Raw genomic sequence first — 21,330 nt, 5'->3', positions numbered from 1 at the left:
CAGGTCACTCGTTGTAGATAAAACAAAATATTGCCACTAAAAAGGCTTGTTTTCTATTTTTATGCGAATAATCTTGTAATTCCAACAACAAAACTATGACAGGCGCTTCCCTAAATGACTCTACGAATCGCAATCAACGGTTTTGGCCGCATCGGCCGCAACGTCCTGCGTGCACTCTATACCCAAGGTTACCGCCAGGACCTGCAGGTCGTCGCCATCAACGACCTGGGCGACAGCGCCATCAATGCTCACCTGCTCAAGTACGACACGGTTCACGGCACCTTTGATGCCAGCGTAGAACACGACAATGAAAGCCTGACCGTCAACGGTGACCGTATTTCGGTCAGCGCGATCCGCAATCCGGCCGAACTGCCCTGGGCCGCCGAGAAGATCGACGTGGTTTTTGAATGCACCGGTCTGTTCACCGACCGTGCCAAGGCCGCCGCGCACCTGACCGCCGGCGCCCGCAAAGTGATTATTTCCGCACCGGCCAAAGGCGCCGATGCCACCGTGGTGTACGGGGTCAACCATGACATCCTGCGCCAATCGCACCAGATCATTTCCAACGCATCGTGCACCACCAACTGCCTGGCCCCGGTGGCCCAGGTGCTGCACCGCGAGTTGGGTATCGAAAGTGGCCTGATGACCACCATCCATGCCTACACCAACGACCAGAACCTGACCGACGTCTACCACACCGACCCGTACCGCGCGCGTTCGGCGACCCAGAACATGATCCCGAGCAAGACCGGCGCCGCCGAAGCGGTAGGCCTGGTGCTGCCGGAACTGGCGGGCAAGCTGACCGGCATGGCCGTGCGTGTGCCGGTGATCAATGTGTCCCTGGTGGACCTGACCGTGCAGCTCAAGCGCGAGGCCACGGCGGAAGAAGTCAACGCCCTGCTCAAGGAAGCCAGCCAGCACTCGAAGATCCTGGGTTACAACACCCTGCCGCTGGTTTCCAGCGACTTCAACCACAACCCGCTGTCGTCGATCTTCGACGCCAACCACACCAAGGCCAGCGGCAAACTGCTCAAGGTCCTGGCCTGGTACGACAACGAGTGGGGTTTCTCCAACCGCATGCTGGATAACTGCCTGGCGCTGTGCAACGCCGAGTAAATGCGGAACGAGGAACAGGCGTGGAGCAGGAACCGATGATAGGGATCAGCTTTACCCAGGCCACCATGGCGGCGCGCAAGCGTATCGCCCTGGTGGCCCACGACCATTGCAAGGTGTTTTTGCTGGACTGGGCCGAGCGCCAGAAAGATCGTCTGGCCCAGCATGAACTGGTGGCCACGGGCACCACGGGGTTGTTGCTGAACAAGCGCCTGGGGTTGGCGGTGGAAAGCATGATCAGCGGCCCATTGGGCGGCGACCAGCAACTGGGTGCCCGCATCGCCGAGCAGCGGGTGGACATGCTGGTGTTCTTCTGGGATCCGTTCGAGCCGCAGCCCCATGATCCGGATATCAAGGCTTTGTTGCGGGTCGCGGCGGTGTGGAATATTCCCGTGGCCTGTAATGAGTGCACCGCCGATTACCTGCTCAGCAGCCCGATGATGGAACAGGCCCATGAGTATCGGGTGCCGGACTATGAGGCGTATCTGGCGGCACGGCGTTAACGTCGGTCAGCAGACTAAACACGATCCGTTGTGGAACCTGGCTTGCCGGGACACCCCATCGTAGCGAGGGCGCCCGTGAGATCGTCAAAAGCTTCGCGGGCAAGCCCTGCTCCTACAGTGCGTCGTCGTGCCGCAATTTTGTACATGACACAAAACTGTAGGAGCAGGGCTTGCCCGCGAAGGGGCCCGTGAGAACGCCAAAAGCTTCTCGGCGGTGCGGCGATCCGACAAGCTCCGCTCCCACTGGGACTGCCTTCAACCGCCCCATCGGGTGGACAACATTGCACCTTTGCGGACTTTTCCGATTTCGCCTATCGACCGCCCAACGAAGGTGACCCGGGATCAGTTGCACGCGAACCTTCCAGCAGCGCATCCACCACCGCACGCGCCACTTCCACCGAATGCAGCATGCCCCAGAACAACGCCCGCTCGACGGGGTTGATATGCAGGCTGATTTCGTCGCCATTGAGCTCCGCCGTTTCGAGCAGATTCGAAACATAGATCAGCGCATCCTGGGCATTGACGCCCGGTTGGATGGCAAACAGCGTCGGCTTGTGCGGGGCTTCGGGGATGACGGGTTTGGAGCAGGTGAACGCGAGGGTATCGAGCAAACGAGGCGTGTTTGCCGGAACCGGTTCGATCTCCGTTGAAGGATCATCAGAGACTTTACGAAGATACTTCTCTTTGTCGACTGTGCTGGGTGCTTTACGAGAGAGAAGCGAATCGGAGATGGTTTTCTTTGTCACGGTGACGCTCCTTAAACCGCTTTCGCGGCGTTGTGCGCCTTTGCTTAACTCCGGGCTGCAAACCCCGTATCGCTGAATTTTCAGCGACGACCAAATCTAGCGCTCACCTTTTGCACCTGCAATCTTCTTCCACCTCCGCAGACAGTAGGAAATATCAGACATTTTCGAAATCCATTCAGCCACTCTGTAGGAGCAAGACACCAACGGCGAAATACATTAAGACTTGACCTACAAGGTAGATGATAAGCATTATCATTCGCTTGCAATCGGTCCGGTGCTTCCGTGAGTCAGTCCCACTTCAACACTGTCTTCCTCGCCCAGCGTGTCACGCTGCTGCGGACCTTGCAGCGCATGGTCAACAATCCCAGCACCGCCGAGGACCTGCTGCAGGAAACCTACCTGCGGGTTACCCGTGCCCTGAGCGAACGTCCGGTGGATCACCTCGAACCCTTCGTCTTCCAGACCGCCCGCAACCTGGCCCTGGATCATCTGCGCGCGCTACGTATCCAGTCGCGCACCCTGATGGACGATGTGCCGCTGGACGTCATGCAGAATGTCGCCGCGCCCCTGAGCACCGCGGAAGACGCCATCCACGCCGAGCAGATGCTCAAGCGCCTGAGCGTCAGCCTCGGCCAGTTGAGTGCCCGCCAGCAGCAGATATTCATCCTCAGCCGCCTCCATGGCTACAGCTACCAGGCGATCGCCGACGAGCTCGATGTGTCCCTGAGCACCGTGCAAAAAGAGCTCAAGCTGATCATGGCGATCTGTGTCGGTGTGGCCGAACGCCTGGATCGCCCTTAAGCTCTGCTGCCCGATAGCGTGGATAATCCGCTCAAACGTCCTACAGCTCTATCACGCAAAACCATAAGATCGTTGAACCAAACCGTGGCAAACGTTGCCGAGGAACACCCGTGACAGACAGTCAAGACCCGCGCCCCTCCGGGACGGTGCCCCATGACGCAGCCATGGATCAGGCACTGGACTGGCTGATCCTGATGGAGTGCCCGAGCGCCGAGCAGCAGGCCGCCTTCGACACCTGGCTGGCCGCCGACCCGCGCCATGCCCAGGCCTATGCGCGCGCCAGCGGCGCCTGGAACGCGCCGCCGGTGTTTGCCGCCGCCCAGGTCCTGCAACAACGGCGGCGCCCGTCACTGCTGCGGCGCCTGCGCCCACACTGGAAACCCCTGGCCACCGCCGCCGTGCTGCTGATCGCCATCGGCAGCTACAGCAATCTGCCCCTGCGCCTGCAGGCCGATCACCTGACCGTGGCCGGCGAACGCCAGCATCTGCAACTCGAGGACGGCTCGAAAGTCCTGCTCAACACCAATTCAGCGTTCTCCAGCAACTTCAGCGGCCGCCAACACAAGGCTCGGCTGTACAAGGGCGAGGCGTTCTTCGAGGTCGCCGCCGAGCGCGAACACCCTCTGGAAATCGATGCCGGACCAGTGCGCGCCAGTGTCAGCGATACCAGCTTCGCCGTGCGCTACCTCGATGGCGAGGCGCAGGTGCAGGTCCAGCGCGGCGATGTCGACCTGCGCACCCTCGACGACAGCGCCCGCCTGCGTCTCTCCGCCGGCAACAGCGTAAAGGTCGGGCCCCATGGCTTCGGCCGCCCGGAAAAACTCGATGCGCAGAAGGACCTGGCCTGGGTCCAGGGCCGCCTGGTGTTCGAAAACTGCCCCATGGGCCAGGTCCTGGCCGAACTGCGGCGCTATTACCCCGGCTGGATCGTCAACAACAACGAGCACCTGGCCCAGGTCGCCGTCACCGGCAACTACCGTCTGGACAAGCCCCTGGACGTGGTCCGCTCCCTGGCCCAGATCACGTCCGCCAAGGTTTCGGAGTACCCCGCGCTGGTGATTCTCAACTGAGAACAATTATTTTTACTCGATAGCTCCAGGTGATTCGTCTCGTTATAGCCAATGCGATTGATTCTCACTTTGAATCACGCAACACCTATAACGACTCGTCCACCCGGGAGCGCTATCGATGCCCACTCGTTTCACCTCCAAGGCCCGCGCCGGCGGCCTGCAACAATGCACTTTGTCCTTGCTGACCGCCGCCGTCCTGCTGGCCGGCGCACAAGTAACGCCAGTGCTGGCCGCCGGTAGCGCCGAACAACCGGCCAGGAGCCTGGGCAACTACAGTTTCTCGATCGCGCAACAACCCCTGGTCTCGGCGCTCAACGCCTTCACCTCGATCACCGGCTGGCAGGTCGGCTTGCCCGCCGAACTCGGCCAGGGCGTGGCCTCGCCGGGCGTACGCGGTGCGCTGCCGCCGGAAAAAGCCCTCGAACGCCTGCTGGTCGGCACCAACCTGAGCTACCGCAAAGTCGGCGACAACAGCATCGTCCTGGAAAAACGCGCCAGCGGCAGCACCCTGAACCTGGAGCAGGTAACCATCAGCGCCACCCGCCAGGAGCAGGACGTCAACGCGGTGCCCAACACCGTGACGGTGAAGGACCGCCAGCAACTCGACCGCCAGAACGTCAACACCCTCAAGCAACTGGTGCGTGACGAACCCGGTGTCTCGGTCGGCGGTACCGGCCAGCGTGGCGGTGGCATCAGCAACTACAACATTCGCGGCATCGACGGCGACCGGATCCTGACCCAGGTCGACGGCGTCGAAATTCCCGACAGTTTCTTCAACGGTCCCTACGCCAACACCCAGCGCAATTACGTCGACCCGGAAATCATCAAACGCGTGGAGATCCTCCGCGGCCCGGCCTCGGTGCTCTACGGCAGCAACGCCATCGGCGGCGCCGTGAGCTACTACACCCTCGACCCGGAGGACATCATCAAGCCCGGCCAGGACGTCGGCGCCCGCCTGAAAAGCGGCTACAGCTCGGCCGATAACAGTTGGCTGACCTCCGGCACCGTCGCCGGACGCAGCGGCGACTTCGACGGCTTGCTGCACCTTAGCCAGCGCAACGGGCGTGAGACCGAGTCCTATGGCGATACCGGCGGAAACGGCCTGAACCGCACCGCCGCGAACCCGGAGAAAGCCCGGGCCACCAACGTGTTGGCCAAACTGGGCTGGAACTACAACGACACCTCGCGCCTGGGCCTGACCTATGAGCGCTACAAGGACTCAGTCGATACCAACCAGCGCAGCGCCGTCGGCGGCCCGTTCAACGTCGGCCAGCCGCTGGGCATGTACCGCTCGCGCACCGGCAACGACACCATCAGCCGTGAACGCTTCGGCATCGAGAACAGCTTCGGCCTGGACAGCGCCGTGGCCGATCATCTCAAGTTGAGCCTGAACTACCAGATCGCGAAGACCGACCAGAGCACCCTGGAAAACTACTTCCCGTTCACCCGTAATGTCCTGCGCAGCCGCGATACGGTCTATGAAGAGAAGCAATGGGTCTTCGATGCCCAGGCCGACAAGGCCTTCACTATCGGTGCGACCGATCACTTGTTGACCTATGGCACCACCCTCAAGCAACAGGAGGTCACCGGTTCCCGTAGCGGTTCCGGGGTCTGCCTGGCCGTGGGCCGGGGCTGTACCGCCGTGGGCGCCGACAGCCCGTCCGACCGACTGGTCAAATCCAGCGACTTCCCCGACCCGACCATCGACAGCTACAGCCTGTTCGCCCAGGACCAGATCAGTTGGAACCAATGGACCTTCCTGCCGGGCCTGCGCTATGACTACACCCAGCTCAAGCCGCATATCACCCAGGAGTTCCTCAACACCATCGCCGCGGCGGGCGGCGGCGCCGTCGACGGTTCCAACAAGACCTGGCATCGCGTCTCGCCCAAGTTCGGCCTGACCTACGCCCTGAGCGACCAGTACACCTGGTACGGCCAGTACGCCGAAGGTTTCCGCACCCCGTCGGCCAAGGCCTTGTACGGTCGCTTCCAGAACCTGAGCACCGGCTATCAGGTCGCACCGAACCCGAACCTGCAACCGGAAAAGAGCAAGAGCTACGAGACCGGCCTGCGCGGCAAGTTCGACGCTGGCTCGTTTGACCTGGCGGTGTTCTACAACCAGTACCGCGACTTCATCAACGAAGACGCCATCGCCCCCGGCTACAGCGAGCTGACCTTCCAGACCAACAACATCCGGCACGCCACCATCAAGGGTGCCGAACTCAAGGGTCGCCTCAACCTGGATGCCTTCGGTGCGCCGCAGGGTCTCTATAGCAAGGTTTCCGTGGCCTATGCCTATGGCCGCAACAACGACACCGGGCAACCGCTCAACAGCGTCAACCCCCTCACTGCCGTCATGGGCCTGGGCTACGACCAGGACAACTACGGCGGCCTGTTGAGCTGGACGCTGGTGCAACGCAAGAACCTGGTCGACAGCAGCAACTTCTTCTCCCCGGACGGCAAGGGCGAGCAGTTCAAGACCCCGGGCTACGGCCTGCTGGACCTGACCGGCTACTACAAGGTCAGCCATGACATCACCGTCAATGCCGGTCTCTACAACCTGGCCGACAAGAAGTACTGGAACTGGGATGACGTACGCGGCTACGACAGCGTCGGCGAAGCCGGTGTGCTGAACCCGGCCAACCTCGAGCGCCTGACCGCCCCGGGACGCAACTTCTCGGTCAACCTGGTCTGGGATATCTGACCGGACCGCAACTCACCCGGCCGAATATTGCAGGGCCCGGGTGAGTTTTTTTACTGTCGCGCGTCTTCTGATTCGTCTCGTCAGACAGTGCCTCTCATTCTCAAGGACATGCTCATGACCACCCCGGACAACACCCAACGCCCGAGCCTGCGCTCGCAACGCCTGAACCAGATCACCCATGAACCCCATGCCAGGCTCGACCAGTTGGTCAAAGCCCATGCGCCGTTCGAAACCCAGGCGAATTTCGCCCGTTTCGTGGTGGCCCAGTACCTGTTCCAGTCGGAGTTGGTGTCGCTGTACAACGATCCCGAACTGATCGCCATCGTCCCGGACCTGGCCGAACGTTGCCGCGCGGAAGCGGCCAAGGCCGATCTGGCGGACCTGGACACCGAAGTGCCCGCGCCGGTGGCCGGTGCCGTGAAGAACCCGAGCAAGGCCGAAGCCCTGGGCTGGCTCTTCGTTTCCGAGGGTTCCAAGCTCGGCGCCGCGTTCCTGATCAAGCGCGCCGTGGGCCTGGGCCTCAGCGAAACCTTCGGTGCCCGCCACCTGGGCGAACCGGCCGGCGGGCGCGCCGAGGGCTGGAAAAGCTTTACCAGGACCCTCGACGGGCTGGAGCTGAGTGCCGAAGAAGAAGCCGCTGCGGAGAAAGGCGCGATTGATGCGTTCGTACGCTTTACCCTGTTGCTGGAACAGGCTTACGCCACGGCGCCGGAGCTGGCCTGAGTAGGAGCGAGCTTGCTCGCGATGGACGTCAACGATGACGCAGGATAACTGGAGCACCGCAGCGCTCTTCAGACCATCGCGAGCAAGCTCGCTCCTACACGTTACGCGTAGCGCCCTAATCTTGCGTACACCCCTTTGCACAGGCAACCACAGGATCCGGGGCTTGAGCCATTCACTCCATCGCCGCACAATTGACGCCATGACCCAGCCAAAACCCTCCTCCTCCAAACTCGTCCGCGTGCTCTTCGGCCTGCTCGCCTATGTCAGCCTGGGTATCGGCCTGGTCGCCATTGTCATTCCCGGCCTGCCGACCACCGAGTTCATCCTGCTGGCCGCCTGGGCCGCCACCAAGAGTTCGCCGCGCTTGAGTGCCTGGCTGGAAAACCACCGGCTGTTCGGCCCGATCCTGAGCAACTGGCGCAACGGCAAGATCATTGCCCGCAAGGCCAAGGTCAGCGCCACCCTGAGCATGCTGCTCTGCGCGACGCTGATGCTGGTGATGCTCGAACACGGCTGGCCGATCTACCTGGCCATCGCCGGGATGAGCCTGGGCAACCTGTGGATCTGGTCGCGTCCGGAGCGGCTTGCGGTGCCCGACGCGTCCTGAGCCCCCGTCAGTTCCTGCGGGAGGGGATTTTTCGGCAAACACCGACTTGTAGGAGCCGGCTTGCTGGCGATGGCAGCGACGCGGTTTCCTGTTAATCCGCGTCGCCCGGATCGCCAGCAAGCCGGCGCCTACAGGGACCGCATGGATCGGAATAGCAGGGCCAGGATCAAGAATATATTGACGGTCTGGAGGCCACACCCGACATCGACAATCGCCCGTATTTCAGGTGCAATGGCCCTTCTCACGGAGAGCCTTCGATGACCGATCTATTGACGTCCATTCAAGCCGCACTCGACCTGCCCCTCTCGCCGCCACTGTTCACCGGCAGCGGCGTTCTACCCTCGACTTTTGCCGTTACCGAACTGGCCGGCGCCACACTCGCCGCTGCCGGCCAGGCCGTCGCCGAACTGCTGCTGCAACAGAACGGGCAGCGCCCCGCCGTCGAAGTCGACCGGCGCCTGGCTTCACTCTGGTTCGGCACGGCGGTACAACCCGCAGGCTGGGAAATCCCGCCGCCCTGGGACCCGATTGCCGGCGACTACGCCAGCGCCGATGGCTGGATCCGCCTGCACACCAACGCCCCCCATCATCGCCGCGCCGCCGAGCGCGTCCTGGGACTGGCGGCGGATCGCAGCGCCATGGCTGAAAAAGTTGCCCAATGGGCGGCCGACGAGCTGGAGCTGGCGGTGGTCGAGGCCGGTGGCTGCGCCGCGCAAATGCGCTCATGGGCCGCCTGGAAGGAACACCCCCAAGGGCTTGCGGTCAATGCCGAGCCTCTGGTTCAGCGAAACACCCACGACAGCCATGGTTCACGGACCTGGCTCGGCTCGCAGGTACGGCCATTGGCAGGCATCAAAGTTCTCGACCTGACCCGCGTACTCGCCGGCCCCGTGGCCAGCCGCTTGCTGGCAGGGCTGGGTGCCGAGGTGCTGCGCATCGATCCGCCGAGCTGGGACGAGCCGGCCCTGACCCCGGACGTGACCCTGGGCAAGCACTGCGCCCGCCTGAACCTGCATGACGCGGCTGATCGCGAGATCTTCGAAGGCCTGCTCGGCGGGGCCGATATCCTCCTGCACGGCTACCGCGCCGATGCACTGGACGGGCTCGGCTACGATGCCCGACGGCGCCAGCGCCTGGCCCCCGGGCTGATCGATGTGAGCCTGAACGCCTACGGCTGGAGCGGCCCGTGGCGCAATCGCCGGGGCTTCGACAGCCTGGTGCAGATGAGCAGTGGTATCGCCCAGGCCGGCATGTTGTGGAAACAGGCGGACAAGCCCGTCCCACTGCCGGTGCAAGCGCTGGACCATGCCACCGGCTACCTGATGGCGGCCGCGGCGATCCGCGCGCTGACCGAACGGTTGCACAGCGGGCTGGGAGGGTCGGCGCGTTTGTCACTGGCCCGTACGGCGAAGTTGCTGGTGGAACAGGGGGCGGTCAATGGGACCGAAGCGCTGTTGCCCGCAGGGGCGCAGGACTGGAACCCGGTGCTGGAACAGACGTCCTGGGGCCCGGCGCAACGTTTGCTGTCGCCGCTGAAGGTCGGGGCGGTGCCGTTGCAGTGGGCCTTGGCTGCTACGAAGCTGGGGACTCATCCGCCGCAGTGGTGGTGAGTTCGAAACCGCTTTCGCGGGCAAGCCACGCTCCTACAGTTTGGTGTCGTACATGACATTTCGTTTTCACGCAAAACTGTAGGAGCGTGGCTTGCCCGCGAAGAGGCCCTCTGGATCATCAACCACCTCAAGGATCCCCCGGGGATTCAGCATCAATGCTCCTCCCTCGTAGACCCCATCACCACGCCGAAGCGCAGTTCTCAGGTCGTCACTTGATATATGCGTCATCTTGATTACTTAATTGTTTCAATATTTAACAAAGCAACAAATGCTCACTCGATTAATTATCCAATGTGCCACTACGTTTATTCGATAGGGATGAAAAAAGTAGTCGCTCAAGACCGATAGCACCTATGAAACCCGTTCGACTCGATGATCCTGTGGGCTGTTTCCAATAAATCGAACGCGTTTAAAAAAACGCTGTCCGAAATTTGCACAATCCACAGGTTTGTCTAGTTTAAGCCTCCACAGCAATACGAAATATTCTTTTCAACGCTCATTCGACCGCTCTAGGACGGGTGTCTTAAGACGCAGGCCCGCGTGTCCGCGCGGCCCCAAAAGTCGTTCATAAACAACGGAATGTGCCAATGATCTGATCTATATCATTTTTCGTTTTTGCCCCTGGCCTACCCTATCGCCTCAATTCCCATGGATTGGAGTCATGCAATGTCTGAATCACCCGGAAAACTGCGATTAGGTGCGCTGGTCGCTCTGGTGGTGGGTTCAATGATTGGCGGCGGTATCTTTTCCCTGCCGCAAAACATGGCTGCCAGCGCCGATGTCGGCGCGGTATTGATTGGCTGGGCGATTACCGCCGTGGGCATGTTGACCCTGGCCTTCGTGTTCCAGACCCTGGCCAATCGCAAACCGAACCTGGACGGTGGGGTCTACGCCTACGCCAAGGCCGGTTTCGGCGACTATATGGGTTTCTCGTCCGCCTGGGGTTACTGGATCAGTGCCTGGCTGGGCAACGTCGGCTACTTCGTCCTGCTGTTCAGCACCCTGGGTTACTTCTTCCCGGTGTTTGGCGAAGGCAATACCGTGGCCGCCGTCGTCGGGGCCTCGGTGCTGTTGTGGGCCGTGCACTGGCTGGTACTGCGCGGTATCAAGGAAGCGGCCTTCATCAACCTGGTCACCACCGTGGCCAAGGTCGTGCCGCTGCTGCTGTTCCTGCTGATCGCGCTGTTCGCTTTCAAGCTGGATATCTTCACCGCCGACATTTGGGGCGTGAAGAACCCGAGCCTGGGCAGTGTCATGAACCAGGTGCGCAATATGATGCTGGTCACCGTCTGGGTGTTTATCGGCATCGAGGGCGCGAGCATCTTCTCTGCCCGCGCGGAAAAACGCTCGGACGTGGGCAAGGCCACGGTCATCGGTTTTATCACCGTGTTGCTGTTCCTGGTGCTGGTCAACGTCCTGTCCCTGGGGATCATGACCCAGCCGGAACTGGCGAAACTGCAGAACCCGTCCATGGCCGCCGTGCTCGAACATGTAGTCGGCCACTGGGGCGCGGTGCTGATCAGCGTCGGCCTGATCATCTCGCTGCTCGGCGCCCTGCTGTCCTGGGTGCTGCTGTGCGCGGAGATCATGTTCGCCGCCGCCAAGGACCACACCATGCCGGAGTTCCTGCGCCGCGAGAACGCCAACCAGGTACCGGCCAACGCCCTCTGGCTGACCAACGCCATGGTGCAGATCTTCCTGATCATCACGCTGTTTTCCGCCAGTACCTACCTGTCGCTGATCTACCTCGCCACCTCGATGATCCTGGTGCCCTACCTGTGGTCGGCGGCCTATGCCGTGCTGCTGGCGGTGCGCGGCGAAAGTTATGAACAGGCCCCGGGCGAACGCCGCAAGGACCTGGTCATCGGCGCCATCGCCCTGATCTACGCGATCTGGCTGCTGTACGCCGGCGGCACCAAGTACCTGCTGCTCTCCGCCCTGCTCTATGCCCCCGGCGTGATTCTGTTCGCCAAGGCCAAGCACGAGCTGGGCAAAGCGATTTTCACCACTGTCGAGAAGCTGATTTTCGCCGCGGTGGTCATAGGCGCCCTGGTGGCTGCCTATGGCCTGTACGACGGCTTCCTGACCCTTTGACACCCTGATTGTTTCGTTCCCTGGAGGATCTGCAATGACCACGGAAAAAGTGAAATACGGCGTTCATTCCGAAGCCGGCAAGCTGCGCAAGGTGCTGGTCTGCTCACCGGGCCTGGCGCACCAGCGGCTGACTCCGAACAACTGCGATGAGCTGCTGTTCGACGATGTGATCTGGGTGGCCCAGGCCAAGCGCGATCACTTCGACTTCGTCACCAAGATGCGCGAACGCGATATCGACGTGCTGGAAATGCACAACCTGCTGACCGATATCGTCGCTCAGAAGGAAGCCCTGGACTGGATCCTCGAACGCAAGATCACCGCCAACCAGGTCGGCCTGGGGCTGGTCCACGAGGTCGACTCGTGGCTGCGCAGCCTGGAACCGCGCAAGATCGCCGAGTTCCTGATCGGCGGCGTCTCGGCCGATGACCTGCCGAACAGCTTCGGCGGCAAGACCATCGAGATGTTCCGCGACTTCCTCGGCCACTCCAGCTTTATCCTGCCGCCGCTGCCCAATACCCAGTTCACCCGCGACACCACCTGCTGGATCTTTGGCGGCGTGACCCTCAACCCGATGTACTGGCCGGCGCGACGCCAGGAAACCCTGCTGGCCAGTGCCATCTACAAATTCCACCCGGAATTCGTCAACGCCGACTTCCAGGTCTGGTACGGCGACCCGGACCAGGAGCACGGCAACGCCACCCTCGAAGGCGGCGACGTGATGCCCCTGGGCAACGGCGTGGTGCTGATCGGCATGGGCGAACGCTCCTCGCGCCAGGCCATCGGCCAGCTGGCGCTGAACCTGTTCAAGCACAACGCCGTGGAGCGGGTGATCGTCGCCGGCCTGCCGAAGTCCCGCGCGGCCATGCACCTGGACACCGTATTCAGCTTCTGCGACCGCGACCTGGTGACCATCTTCCCGGAAGTAGTGAACCAGATCGTCGCCTTCACCCTGCGCCCTGACGAGAGCAAGCCCGGTGGCATCGATGTCCGCCGGGAAGAAACCAACTTCCTCGACACCGTCGCCCAGGCCCTCAACCTCAAGGCCCTGCGGGTGGTGGAAACCGGCGGCAACAGCTTCGCCGCTGAACGCGAACAGTGGGACGACGGCAACAACGTGGTGGCCGTGGAGCCCGGCGTGGTGATCGGCTACGACCGCAACACCTACACCAACACCCTGCTGCGCAAGGCCGGCGTGGAGGTCATCACCATCAGCGCCAGCGAACTGGGCCGTGGCCGCGGCGGTGGTCACTGCATGACCTGCCCGATCATCCGTGACCCGATCGATTACTGACCGATATTCAAGCCTGCCCTTGCCCCTGGTAGGAGCCGGGCTTGCCCGCGAAGCTTTTGGCGATCTTGAAGACGCCTTCGCGGGCAAGCCCAGCTCCTACAGGACGGCGGCACCCGACCGGGACAGGCGGATAACCCATACCCGAGGAGATCCAAGAAATGGCTTTTAATATGCGTAACCGCAGCCTGCTGAGCTTGATGCACCACACCAATCGCGAACTGCACTACCTGCTGGACCTGTCCCGCGACCTCAAGCGCGCCAAGTACACCGGCACCGAGCAGCAGCACCTCAAGGGCAAGAACATCGCGCTGATCTTCGAGAAGACCTCGACCCGCACCCGTTGCGCCTTCGAAGTCGCGGCCCATGACCAGGGCGCCCACGTCACCTATATCGACCCGGTGTCGTCGCAGATCGGCCACAAGGAAAGCATGAAGGACACCGCCCGCGTGCTGGGGCGGATGTTCGACGCCATCGAGTACCGGGGCTTCGAACAGGAGATCGTCGAAGAACTGGCGAAGTTCGCCGGCGTGCCGGTGTTCAACGGCCTGACCGCCGAGTTCCACCCGACACAGATGATCGCCGACACCCTGACCATGCGCGAGCACAGCGACAAGCCGCTGCATGACATCAGCTACGCCTACCTTGGCGATGCGCGCTACAACATGGGCAACTCGCTGCTGATGATCGGCGCCAAGCTGGGCATGGACGTACGCATCGGCGCGCCGAAGGCGCTGTGGCCCCATGAAGATTTCATCGCCCAGTGCAAGGCCTTTGCCGAGGAAAACGGCGCGCGCATCACCATCACCGAAGACCCGCAGGAAGCGGTCAAGGGCGTGGACTTCATCCACACCGATATCTGGGTGTCCATGGGTGAGCCGGTGGAGGCCTGGGACGAGCGTATCGAGCAACTGATGCCTTATCAGGTCAATGCGAAAATGATGAAGGCCTCGGGCAATCCCCGGGTCAAGTTCATGCACTGCCTGCCGGCGTTCCACAACAGCGAGACCAAGGTCGGCAAGGATATCGCGTCGCGTTACCCGCACCTGGCCAATGGGGTTGAAGTGACCGAGGAAGTGTTCGAGTCGCCGGCCAATATCGCCTTCGAGCAGGCGGAAAACCGCATGCACACGATCAAGGCGATCCTGGTGTCGGCGCTGGCGGATATCTAGGACCGGCGCTCCCCCTGTAGGAGCGAGCTTGCTCGCGATAATCGCACGGGCGCCCTGTGACACCTGGTACCCCGCGTTATCGTCGACCTCCATCGCGAGCAAGCTCGCTCCTACAGGGGAACTCATGCAACCTCTGGAAGGACAGTACTTATGCGTATCGTCGTCGCATTGGGCGGTAACGCCCTCCTGCGTCGTGGTGAACCCATGACCGCGGACAATCAACGCACCAATATCCGTATCGCCACCGAACAGATTGCCAAGATCTACCCCGGCAACCAGTTGGTCATCGCCCACGGCAACGGCCCGCAGGTCGGCCTGCTGTCGTTGCAGGCGGCCGCCTACACCCAGCTCTCGCCCTACCCGCTGGACGTGCTCGGCGCCGAAACCGAAGGCATGATCGGCTACATCATCGAACAGGAACTGGGCAACCTGCTGGACTTCGAAGTGCCCTTCGCCACCCTGCTCACCCAGGTCGAAGTCGACCCCGAGGACCCGGCTTTCCAGCATCCGAGCAAGCCCATCGGCCCGGTCTACAGCAAGGCCGAAGCAGAACGACTGGCCACTGAAAAAGGCTGGAGCATCGCCCCGGACGGCGACAAATTCCGCCGCGTGGTCGCCAGCCCGAAACCCAAGCGCATCTTCGAGATCCGTCCGATCAAATGGCTGCTGGACAAGGGCAGCATCGTGATCTGTGCCGGCGGTGGCGGCATCCCGACAATGTACGGCGAGGACGGCAAGCTCAAGGGCATCGAAGCGGTGATCGACAAGGACCTGTGCTCGGCGCTGCTGGCCGAACAGCTGGAGGCCGACCTGCTGGTGATCGCCACGGACGTCAATGCCGCTTTTGTCGACTGGGGCCAGCCGTCCCAGAAGGCCATTATCCAGGCCCATCCGGACGATCTCGAAAAACTCGGTTTCGCCGCCGGCTCCATGGGCCCGAAAGTCCAGGCCGCCTGCGAGTTCGCCCGGCACACCGGCAAGGCCGCGGTGATCGGTTCACTGGCGGATATCGAGGCGATAGTCCAAGGTAAGGCGGGTACGCGGATCAGTACGGCACAGCCCGGCATCACTTATTCATGAGAACCATCGGGCAGGCCCGTGGTCTGCCCTACTCCATGCCTTGAAGGAGAACACCATGGCCACGTTCACGCCCGGTCACCTGCATATCGAGCGCCATGCGCTGAACAAGGACGATTTCAGCTACAACCTGAGTTTCGACTATGAAGTCGCCCAGGACCCGAAGGAAGGCACCGGCATGCGCTTTACCTTGCACGGCACCATCGAGGGCAAGTCCCTCGACGAGTCGTTCTTCATGCCCAAGGACCAGGCCTTCGACTTTGCCCGCGTCGCCAGCCATATCGCGCAGAAATACGGCATGCCGAAAAATGCCAGCATCATTTCCCTGCACAAATACTACGACGAGATGTTCGAGGATGTGCGGGCCAAGCTCGACGTCAAGTCAGGCGACCCGATGAAGCTTGAACATCTGAGCTGACCAGAGGCTCGTTCCAGTAACAGGACAGGGGCGTTCACGCGGTAGATTTCACCAAACCCCACACGCCAAGGCATAATTGCCGCCCTCGCGCCCGGAACACCGAATCGCCCCATGCGTATCCACGTCAGTTTCATCGACCGCGTCGGCATCACCCAGGAAGTCCTGGCCCTGCTCGGTGGACGCAATCTCAACCTGGATGCGGTGGAGATGGTTCCGCCCAACGTCTATATCGACGCCCCGACCCTCAGCCCGCAAGTGCTCGAGGAGTTGCGCGACGCGCTGTTCAGCGTCCGTGGCGTAGAGGCGGTGACGGTGGTGGATATCCTCCCGGGACAGCGCCGCCACCTGCAACTCGACGCCCTGCTCGCGGCCATGACCGACCCGGTGCTGGCCCTGGACAGCGCCGGCCACGTGCTGCTGGCCAACCCGGCGCTGATTGCCCTGTACGGTCGCGAGCCGGCGGGTGAAAGCGTCGCCGAACTCTTTGCCGACCCCAATCTCCTGGACACCCTGCTGGAAAACGGTTTCCGCCTGCCGCTGCGGGAAATCACCGTCAACGGCCAGACCCTGCTGCTCGACGCCACGCCGATCACCGATGCCGGCGCACTGCTGACCCTGTACCAGCCGAACCGCATCGGCGAGCGTCTGTCGGCTCTGCACCACGACCATGCCGAAGGTTTCGACGCGCTGCTCGGAGAGTCCCCGGCGATCCGCACCCTCAAGGCCCGTGCCCAGCGGGTCGCGGCCCTCGACGCGCCGCTGCTGATCCAGGGCGAAACCGGCACCGGCAAGGAGCTGGTGGCGCGGGCCTGCCATGCCATCAGTGCGCGCCACAGTGCGCCCTTCCTGGCCCTGAACTGCGCGGCCCTGCCGGAGAACCTCGCCGAAAGCGAACTGTTCGGCTACGCCCCCGGCGCTTTTACCGGCGCTCAGCGCGGCGGCAAGCCGGGACTGATGGAGCTGGCGAACCAGGGCACGGTGTTTCTCGATGAGATCGGCGAAATGTCGCCATACCTGCAAGCCAAGTTGCTGCGTTTTCTCAATGACGGCAGCTTCCGTCGCGTCGGCGGGGACCGCGAGGTCAAGGTCAACGTGCGGATTCTCAGCGCCACCCACCGCAACCTGGAGAAGATGGTCAGCGAAGGCAGTTTTCGCGAAGACCTGTTCTACCGGCTGAACGTGCTCAATGTCGAAGTCCCGCCGCTGCGCGAGCGTGGCCAGGACATCCTGTTGCTGGCACGCTATTTCATGCAGCAGGCCTGCACGCAGATCCAGCGTCCGGTCTGCCGGCTGGCACCCGGAACCTATCCAGCGTTGCTGGACAACCGCTGGCCGGGCAATGTGCGGCAATTGCAGAACGTGATCTTCCGCGCGGCGGCGATCTGCGAGAGCAGTGTGGTGGATATCGGCGACCTGGACATTGCCGGAACCTCGGTGGCACGTCAGAGCGACCCGGAGATCGACAGCCTGGAACAGGCGGTCGAGGATTTCGAGAAGACCCTGCTGGAAAAGCTCTACGTGCAGTATCCCTCGACCCGGCAACTGGCCAGTCGACTGCAGACCTCCCATACGGCCATTGCCCATCGCCTGCGCAAATACGGCATTCCCGGCAAGCCCTGAGGCAACACGCACGAAAAGCGACCTCCATCTGTACTGAAAGCGCTACAGTGGAACGATTTCGCTACACTTCAAGCCAATCCCCACTGCACAAGGCTTTGATCCTGTTAGGCTTTTTTTCTGCCCTCCAGCTGTAGCGATTTCGCTACAGCTGCGGCCATCCAGTGTGCGCAAAAAACCCGCAAACCCTTGATTTACAAGCCCCGCGCAGTATTGGCCACAAACTTGCTATGGGAACTCCCATTCAGCGGGACGTCGATCCCGCATCCCCTGCGTCCACCTGACGACGAGTCTGGCCCCCTTAGGAGTTTCCATGAGCGAGTTGCGTTTTACTGAAGACCACGAATGGCTGCGTACCGAAGCCGATGGCAGTGTCACGGTCGGCATCACGGCTTTCGCGCAAAACGCCCTGGGCGACGTGGTGTTTGTGCAACTGCCGGAACTGCAGCAGTACGACAAAGGCGCCGAAGCCGCCACCGTGGAATCGGTCAAGGCCGCCAGCGGCGTGTACATGCCCCTGGACGGTGAAGTGCTCGAATTCAACCCGGCGCTGGAAGACAGCCCCGAGCTGGTCAACGAAGATCCGCTGGGCGAAGGCTGGTTTTTCCGCTTCCGCCCAACCGATGCCTCGGCAGTCGCTAGACTGCTGGATCAGGATGCCTACGACCAACTGATCAAAGCCAACGCCTGAGGAACTGTCATGACTGTCAATCTCAGCACCGCCAACGAATTTATCGCCCGTCATATCGGCCCGCGCCAGGCAGACGAACAGGCCATGCTCGAAACCCTCGGTTTCGATTCCTTGCAAGCCCTCAGCGCCAGCGTGATTCCCGACAGCATCAAGGGCACCAGCGTCCTTGACCTCGGGGCAGGGCAAAGCGAAGCCGACGCCCTGGCGTCGATCAAGGCCATCGCCGCGAAAAACCAGCTGTTCAAGACCTACATCGGCCAGGGCTACTACAACTGCCATACGCCGTCGCCGATCCTGCGCAACCTCCTGGAAAACCCCGCCTGGTACACCGCCTACACCCCGTACCAACCGGAAATCTCCCAGGGTCGCCTGGAAGCGCTGCTGAATTTCCAGACCCTGATCAGCGACCTCAGCGGCCTGCCGATCGCCAACGCCTCGCTGCTCGACGAAGCCACCGCCGCCGCCGAATCCATGACCTTCTGCAAGCGCCTGAGCAAGAACAAGGGCAGCAATGCCTTCTTCGCCTCCGTGCACTGCCATCCGCAGACCCTCGACGTCCTGCGCACCCGTGCCGAGCCCCTGGGTATCAACGTGGTGGTGGGCGATGAACACCAACTGACCGACGTCAGCCCGTTCTTCGGCGCCCTGCTGCAATACCCGGCAAGCAACGGTGATCTGTTCGACTACCGCGCCCTGACCGAGCGTTTCCATGCGGCCAACGCCCTGGTGGCGGTCGCCGCCGACCTGCTGGCCCTGACCCTGCTGACCCCGCCGGGCGAGTTCGGTGCCGACGTGGCCATCGGCAGCGCCCAGCGCTTTGGTGTCCCGCTGGGCTTCGGTGGCCCGCACGCGGCCTACTTCTCCACCCGCGATGCGTTCAAGCGCGACATGCCCGGCCGTCTGGTCGGCGTCTCGGTGGACCGTTTCGGCAAGCCGGCCCTGCGCCTGGCCATGCAGACCCGCGAGCAACATATCCGTCGCGAGAAAGCCACCAGCAACATCTGCACCGCCCAGGTCCTGCTGGCCAACATCGCCAGCATGTACGCGGTGTATCACGGTCCAAAAGGCCTGATCCAGATTGCCAAGCGTATCCACGGCTTCACCGCGATCCTCGCCAAGGGCCTGAGCGCCCTGGGCCTGGCGGTCGAGCAGGACAACTTCTTCGACACCCTGACCCTCAACACCGGCGCCCAGACCGCGGCCCTGCACGAACAGGCCCATGCCCAGCGCATCAACCTGCGCGTCGTGGACGCCCAGCGCCTGGGCCTGTCCCTGGACGAGACCACCAGTCAGGCCGATATCGAAAACCTGTGGAAACTGCTGGCCGGCGGCAAGGCCGTGCCGGACTTCAACGTCCTGGCCGCGTCGGTCGAAAGCCGTATCCCGGCAGCCCTGGTGCGCCAGTCGGCCATCCTCAGCCACCCGGTATTCAACCGTTATCACTCGGAAACCGAGCTGATGCGCTACCTGCGCAAGCTGGCCGACAAGGACCTGGCCCTGGATCGCACCATGATCCCGCTGGGCTCCTGCACCATGAAGCTCAATGCCGCCAGCGAAATGATCCCGGTGACCTGGGCCGAATTCGGTGCCCTGCACCCATTCGCCCCGGCCGAGCAGAGCGCCGGCTACCAGCAACTGACCGATGAGCTGGAAGCGATGCTCTGCGCCGCCACCGGCTACGACGCGATTTCCCTGCAACCGAACGCCGGTTCCCAGGGCGAATACGCCGGCCTGCTGGCGATCCGTGCCTACCACCAGAGCCGTGGCGACGAGCGCCGCGATATCTGCCTGATCCCGTCGTCGGCCCACGGCACCAACCCGGCCACGGCGAACATGGCCGGCATGCGCGTGATCGTCACCGCCTGCGATGCCCGCGGTAACGTCGATATCGAAGACCTGCGGGCCAAGGCGATCGAACACCGCGAGCACCTCGCCGCGCTGATGATCACCTACCCGTCGACCCACGGTGTGTTCGAGGAAGGTATCCGCGAAATCTGCGGCATCATTCATGACAACGGCGGCCAGGTGTATATCGACGGCGCCAACATGAACGCCATGGTCGGCCTCTGCGCCCCGGGCAAGTTCGGCGGCGATGTATCGCACCTGAACCTGCACAAAACCTTCTGCATTCCCCACGGCGGTGGCGGCCCGGGCGTCGGTCCGATCGGTGTGAAGTCGCACCTGACGCCGTTCCTGCCGGGTCACGGCACCATGGAGCGCAAGGAAGGCGCGGTCTGCGCGGCGCCGTTCGGCAGCGCAAGCATCCTGCCGATCACCTGGATGTATATCCGCATGATGGGTGGCGAAGGCCTCAAGCGCGCCTCGCAGTTGGCGATCCTCAATGCCAACTACATCGCCCGGCGCCTGGAAGAGCACTACCCGGTGCTCTACAGCGGCAGCAACGGCCTGGTGGCCCACGAGTGCATCCTCGACCTGCGTCCGTTGAAGGACAGCAGCGGCATCAGCGTCGATGACGTCGCCAAGCGCCTGATCGACTTCGGTTTCCATGCCCCGACCATGTCGTTCCCGGTGGCCGGCACCCTGATGATCGAGCCGACCGAAAGCGAATCCAAGGAAGAACTGGACCGCTTCTGCGACGCCATGATCCACATCCGCGAAGAAATCCGCGCGGTGGAAAACGGCAGCCTGGACAAGGACGACAACCCGCTGAAGAACGCCCCGCACACCGCGGCGGAAATCGTCGGCGAGTGGTTCCATCCGTACAGCCGCGAACAGGCGGTATACCCGGTGGCGTCCTTGATCGAAGGCAAGTACTGGCCGCCGGTGGGGCGTGTCGACAACGTGTTCGGCGACCGTAACCTGGTCTGCGCCTGCCCGTCGATCGAGAACTACGCCTGACCTGAGTTGTAAAGGAACGCCTCCCTGTAGGAGCAGGACTTGCTTGCGAAGGAGCACTCAAGATCGCCAAAAGCTTCGCGGGCAAGCCCTGCTCCTACAGTACTGCGTCGATTACAGAATCTGGGTAACACACCGAACTGTAGGAGCAGGGCTTGCCCGCGAAGAGGCCCTCAAGAACACCAAAAGCTTCTCTGGCAAGCCCTACCTTTACAGTGTCCGTGTTGTTTTTTAGCCGAT

17 protein-coding genes are annotated in these 21,330 nt (G+C 62.4%); 16 read left to right on the top strand and 1 reads right to left on the bottom strand.

From position 1 onward, the window contains the following. Positions 1 to 114: 114 nt before the first annotated feature. Together gap and M5C01_RS24970 are read left to right on the top strand one after the other, a co-directional pair. Complete coding sequence (gene gap, locus M5C01_RS24975) at positions 115 to 1,116, top strand: type I glyceraldehyde-3-phosphate dehydrogenase (protein WP_103494206.1); 1,002 nt, start codon at positions 115 to 117, stop codon at positions 1,114 to 1,116. A gap of 35 nt (positions 1,117 to 1,151) precedes the next feature. Further along, complete coding sequence (locus M5C01_RS24970; protein ID WP_100944170.1) at positions 1,152 to 1,616, top strand: methylglyoxal synthase; 465 nt, start codon at positions 1,152 to 1,154, stop codon at positions 1,614 to 1,616. Between the two features lie 311 nt (positions 1,617 to 1,927). Here the strand turns inward: M5C01_RS24970 and M5C01_RS24965 are convergent, their stop codons facing one another. Beyond that, positions 1,928 to 2,257 (bottom strand): hypothetical protein, encoded by a 330-nt coding sequence (locus tag M5C01_RS24965; RefSeq protein WP_178129966.1) that lies wholly within the window; start codon positions 2,255 to 2,257, stop codon positions 1,928 to 1,930. A 387-nt stretch (positions 2,258 to 2,644) separates the two neighbouring features. Between M5C01_RS24965 and M5C01_RS24960 the strand changes: the two genes are divergently transcribed. From M5C01_RS24960 to gcvP, 14 genes are all read left to right on the top strand, one after another. Further along, positions 2,645 to 3,163: an RNA polymerase sigma factor gene (locus tag M5C01_RS24960; RefSeq protein ID WP_178129965.1), complete on the top strand. Its 519-nt coding sequence runs from the start codon at positions 2,645 to 2,647 to the stop codon at positions 3,161 to 3,163. A 164-nt stretch (positions 3,164 to 3,327) separates the two neighbouring features. Then, on the top strand, positions 3,328 to 4,233 hold the full coding sequence (locus M5C01_RS24955; RefSeq protein ID WP_152741353.1) for a FecR domain-containing protein: 906 nt from the start codon (positions 3,328 to 3,330) through the stop codon (positions 4,231 to 4,233). Between the two features lie 118 nt (positions 4,234 to 4,351). Continuing rightward, positions 4,352 to 6,937, top strand: a complete 2,586-nt coding sequence (locus M5C01_RS24950; protein WP_152741305.1) for a TonB-dependent receptor — start codon at positions 4,352 to 4,354, stop codon at positions 6,935 to 6,937. Between the two features lie 114 nt (positions 6,938 to 7,051). After that, positions 7,052 to 7,660, top strand: coding sequence for a biliverdin-producing heme oxygenase (locus M5C01_RS24945; protein ID WP_152741306.1), 609 nt, complete (start codon positions 7,052 to 7,054; stop codon positions 7,658 to 7,660). 199 nt (positions 7,661 to 7,859) lie between these two features. Then, positions 7,860 to 8,267 carry a YbaN family protein gene (locus tag M5C01_RS24940; protein WP_152741354.1) on the top strand — a complete coding sequence of 136 codons (408 nt, stop codon included), beginning with the start codon at positions 7,860 to 7,862 and terminating at the stop codon, positions 8,265 to 8,267. A gap of 257 nt (positions 8,268 to 8,524) precedes the next feature. Beyond that, the gene (locus tag M5C01_RS24935; protein ID WP_152741307.1) at positions 8,525 to 9,877 is read left to right on the top strand and encodes a CoA transferase; all 1,353 of its coding nucleotides are present in this window, start codon (positions 8,525 to 8,527) and stop codon (positions 9,875 to 9,877) included. 666 nt (positions 9,878 to 10,543) lie between these two features. After that, positions 10,544 to 11,971: an arginine-ornithine antiporter gene (gene arcD, locus M5C01_RS24930; protein ID WP_152741308.1), complete on the top strand. Its 1,428-nt coding sequence runs from the start codon at positions 10,544 to 10,546 to the stop codon at positions 11,969 to 11,971. 34 nt (positions 11,972 to 12,005) lie between these two features. After that, a complete protein-coding gene (arcA, locus tag M5C01_RS24925) occupies positions 12,006 to 13,262 on the top strand; it encodes an arginine deiminase (RefSeq protein ID WP_103494214.1) in 1,257 nt (418 codons plus the stop codon). 158 nt (positions 13,263 to 13,420) lie between these two features. Then, a complete protein-coding gene (locus M5C01_RS24920) occupies positions 13,421 to 14,431 on the top strand; it encodes an ornithine carbamoyltransferase (protein ID WP_152741309.1) in 1,011 nt (336 codons plus the stop codon). Positions 14,432 to 14,581: 150 nt separating this feature from the next. Continuing rightward, positions 14,582 to 15,511 (top strand): carbamate kinase, encoded by a 930-nt coding sequence (arcC, locus tag M5C01_RS24915; protein ID WP_152741310.1) that lies wholly within the window; start codon positions 14,582 to 14,584, stop codon positions 15,509 to 15,511. A 55-nt stretch (positions 15,512 to 15,566) separates the two neighbouring features. Then, positions 15,567 to 15,926: a DUF5064 family protein gene (locus tag M5C01_RS24910; protein WP_103494217.1), complete on the top strand. Its 360-nt coding sequence runs from the start codon at positions 15,567 to 15,569 to the stop codon at positions 15,924 to 15,926. 111 nt (positions 15,927 to 16,037) lie between these two features. After that, on the top strand, positions 16,038 to 17,546 hold the full coding sequence (locus tag M5C01_RS24905) for a sigma-54-dependent transcriptional regulator (protein WP_152741311.1): 1,509 nt from the start codon (positions 16,038 to 16,040) through the stop codon (positions 17,544 to 17,546). Between the two features lie 310 nt (positions 17,547 to 17,856). Continuing rightward, complete coding sequence (gene gcvH / locus M5C01_RS24900; protein ID WP_152741312.1) at positions 17,857 to 18,234, top strand: glycine cleavage system protein GcvH; 378 nt, start codon at positions 17,857 to 17,859, stop codon at positions 18,232 to 18,234. A gap of 9 nt (positions 18,235 to 18,243) precedes the next feature. Further along, entirely contained in the window at positions 18,244 to 21,093 is a 2,850-nt protein-coding gene (gene gcvP / locus M5C01_RS24895; RefSeq protein WP_152741313.1) for an aminomethyl-transferring glycine dehydrogenase, read from the top strand. The last annotated feature ends 237 nt before the right edge of the window (positions 21,094 to 21,330 follow it).

Source organism: Pseudomonas sp. MWU12-2319, assembly GCF_023242525.1.
GTDB lineage: Bacteria > Pseudomonadota > Gammaproteobacteria > Pseudomonadales > Pseudomonadaceae > Aquipseudomonas > Aquipseudomonas gingeri_D.
This window is presented reverse-complemented; position numbering and strand designations above follow the sequence as displayed.

Coding starts and splice junctions, on each gene's coding strand:
- M5C01_RS24945 (WP_152741306.1), top strand. CDS start 7,052: ATGACCACCCCGGACAACACCCAACGCCCGAGCCTGCGCTCGCAACGC.
- M5C01_RS24970 (WP_100944170.1), top strand. CDS start 1,152: ATGATAGGGATCAGCTTTACCCAGGCCACCATGGCGGCGCGCAAGCGT.
- M5C01_RS24940 (WP_152741354.1), top strand. CDS start 7,860: ATGACCCAGCCAAAACCCTCCTCCTCCAAACTCGTCCGCGTGCTCTTC.
- M5C01_RS24935 (WP_152741307.1), top strand. CDS start 8,525: ATGACCGATCTATTGACGTCCATTCAAGCCGCACTCGACCTGCCCCTC.
- M5C01_RS24910 (WP_103494217.1), top strand. CDS start 15,567: ATGGCCACGTTCACGCCCGGTCACCTGCATATCGAGCGCCATGCGCTG.
- arcD (WP_152741308.1), top strand. CDS start 10,544: ATGTCTGAATCACCCGGAAAACTGCGATTAGGTGCGCTGGTCGCTCTG.
- M5C01_RS24920 (WP_152741309.1), top strand. CDS start 13,421: ATGGCTTTTAATATGCGTAACCGCAGCCTGCTGAGCTTGATGCACCAC.
- gcvP (WP_152741313.1), top strand. CDS start 18,244: ATGACTGTCAATCTCAGCACCGCCAACGAATTTATCGCCCGTCATATC.
- M5C01_RS24950 (WP_152741305.1), top strand. CDS start 4,352: ATGCCCACTCGTTTCACCTCCAAGGCCCGCGCCGGCGGCCTGCAACAA.
- gap (WP_103494206.1), top strand. CDS start 115: ATGACTCTACGAATCGCAATCAACGGTTTTGGCCGCATCGGCCGCAAC.
- gcvH (WP_152741312.1), top strand. CDS start 17,857: ATGAGCGAGTTGCGTTTTACTGAAGACCACGAATGGCTGCGTACCGAA.
- M5C01_RS24905 (WP_152741311.1), top strand. CDS start 16,038: ATGCGTATCCACGTCAGTTTCATCGACCGCGTCGGCATCACCCAGGAA.
- M5C01_RS24955 (WP_152741353.1), top strand. CDS start 3,328: ATGGATCAGGCACTGGACTGGCTGATCCTGATGGAGTGCCCGAGCGCC.
- arcA (WP_103494214.1), top strand. CDS start 12,006: ATGACCACGGAAAAAGTGAAATACGGCGTTCATTCCGAAGCCGGCAAG.
- arcC (WP_152741310.1), top strand. CDS start 14,582: ATGCGTATCGTCGTCGCATTGGGCGGTAACGCCCTCCTGCGTCGTGGT.